The sequence below is a fragment of the Azospirillum sp. B506 genome (assembly GCF_000333595.1).
Taxonomy (GTDB): domain Bacteria; phylum Pseudomonadota; class Alphaproteobacteria; order Azospirillales; family Azospirillaceae; genus Azospirillum.
In genome coordinates, this window is record NZ_BADK01001122.1 from 1 (window position 1) to 2,006 (window position 2,006).

At 67.4% G+C, this 2,006-nt stretch carries 1 protein-coding gene and 2 pseudogenes; 1 reads left to right on the forward strand and 2 read right to left on the reverse strand.

What is annotated here, in order from left to right:
* Together I71_RS34160 and I71_RS34165 are read right to left on the reverse strand one after the other, a co-directional pair.
* Window positions 1–475: pseudogene (locus I71_RS34160) on the reverse strand (ABC transporter permease); the annotation flags it as partial.
* 3 nt (window positions 476–478) lie between these two features.
* Window positions 479–1,618: an ABC transporter permease gene (locus I71_RS34165; protein ID WP_083897536.1), complete on the reverse strand. Its 1,140-nt coding sequence runs from the start codon at window positions 1,616–1,618 to the stop codon at window positions 479–481.
* A gap of 185 nt (window positions 1,619–1,803) precedes the next feature.
* Here I71_RS34165 and I71_RS34170 point away from each other — a divergent pair.
* A pseudogene (locus I71_RS34170) lies at window positions 1,804–2,006 on the forward strand ((2Fe-2S) ferredoxin domain-containing protein); the annotation flags it as partial.

Genomic DNA, 2,006 nt, shown 5'->3' on the forward strand with positions numbered 1-2,006 from the left:
TTGTTGCCGTTGACAGCTCGCGGTAGACCGGTCCCAGCACCGGCACGCCGGCCAGCGCCTCGACCCCCGGTAGATCCACGGCGGGGAGACGGGCCTGGTTTGGCAGCAGCGGCGTCTGACCGCCCTGCTTGAACCAGGCATAGGCCAGCGTCGGCGCCAGCCCGGCGACCAGGATGTTGATCGCCATCCCCGACACCACCTGATTGCCGTTGTGGGTGATGCAGGCGAAGCCATGGACCATCGCCAGCGCCACGCCGGCGGCGATGCCGGCCAGCAGCCCCAGCCACGGGTTCAGCGTGGCCGAGGCGACGGCGGCGGAGAAGAAGGCGCCGGCCAGCATCTTGCCTTCCAGCCCGATGTCGACCACGCCGGCCCGCTCGCAATACATGCCGGCGAAGGCGGCCAGCACCAGCGGCGTCGCCACCCGGATGGTGGCGCCCAGCAGCTGCAGCGCCAGAAGAAGCGCGTCTTCCATCGCTCAGCCCCTTCCGGTTTCGGTTGCGGCGGTGCCTCGGCGGCGGAACAGCGCCTCCACCTGCGGCTTGAACAGATTCTCCATCGCACCGGCGAACAGGATGACCAGACCCTGGATGACCATCACCAGCTCGCGGTTGATCGTGGGGTATTCGAAGGACAGCTGGCCGCCGCCCTGTGCCAGAACCCCGAACAGCAAAGCCGCCAGAATGATCCCGACCGGATGGTTGCGCCCCATCAGCGCCACGGCGATGCCGACGAAGCCGACCCCGCCGGTGAAGTTCAGGATCACCCGGTGCTGCACGCCCAGGATCTCGTTGACCCCGACGAAGCCGGCGAGCGCGCCGGAGATCAGCATGGCGATGACGATGTTGCGCGCCGGGGAAATGCCGGCATAGACCGCCGCCCGCTCGTTGCGGCCGACGGTGCGGAGTTCGTAGCCCCAGCGGGTCCGGCGCAGGAAGATGTGGAACAGCAGGCAGCAGGCCAGCGCCCACAGGAAGGACAGGTTCAGTGGCGAGGCCGGGATGGCGATGCCGAACCAGCCCAGCGCCCGGTCCATCGAGGGCAGCCAGACACCGGGATCGAACTCGCGGGTTTCCGGCGATTGGCTGCCTGGGCGGATCAGCACGTCCACCAGCAGCCAGGTCATGATCGACGCGGCGATGAAGTTGAACATGATCGTCGTGATGACGATGTGGCTGCCGCGCTTGGCCTGCAGCCAGGCCGGGATGAAGGCCCAGGCGGCGCCGAACAGGGCCGATGCCAGCACCGCCAGCAGGGCGACCACCGGCCAGGGCCAGCCGGTCAGCGCCAGCGCCACCAGCCCGGCGCCGAGCCCGCCCAGATAGGCCTGCCCCTCACCGCCGATGTTGAACAGCCCGCAGTGGAAGGCGATGGCCACCGCCAGCCCGGTGAAGATGTAGTCGGTGGTGTAATAGAGGGTGTAGCCGATGGCCTCGGGATATCCCAGGGCCTCCGACAGCAGCAGCGACAGCACGTCTACCGGGTTCTCGCCGATCACCAGGATCACCAGCCCCGACAGCACGAAAGCCGCGACGAGGTTGAGAACCGGCAGCAGCGCATACCCGACCCAGCCCGGCACAGCGCCCGGCTGACCCTTCCCCGACCCGCTCAGCAGCACCGGCGTCTCCTGGATAGCCCCCTGGCGGGATTCTTAACCGCCAATGCTCTGCCGACCAAGCATTTCATCGCGGCAGAATCACGGCGGCGGTTACGGGTTAGAAGGATTACAAAAAGCCTTGCCGCAGCGCAGCAATCTGGCATGCTTCTTACCCATACGAATTTTATGGCTATGGAGCATGCCCGATGCCGCTCGACATTCCGCAGACCTTCCGCCACCACGTTTTCTGTTGCGCCCAGCAGCGCCCGCCCGGCCATCCGCGCGGCAGCTGCGCCGCCAAGGGCGCGCATCCGCTGTGGCAGCGGCTGGATCAGAAAATCCAGGCCAAGGGGCTGGCGGATATTGGCATGGCGATGACGGGGTGCCTCGGCTTCTGCTCGGCCGGCCG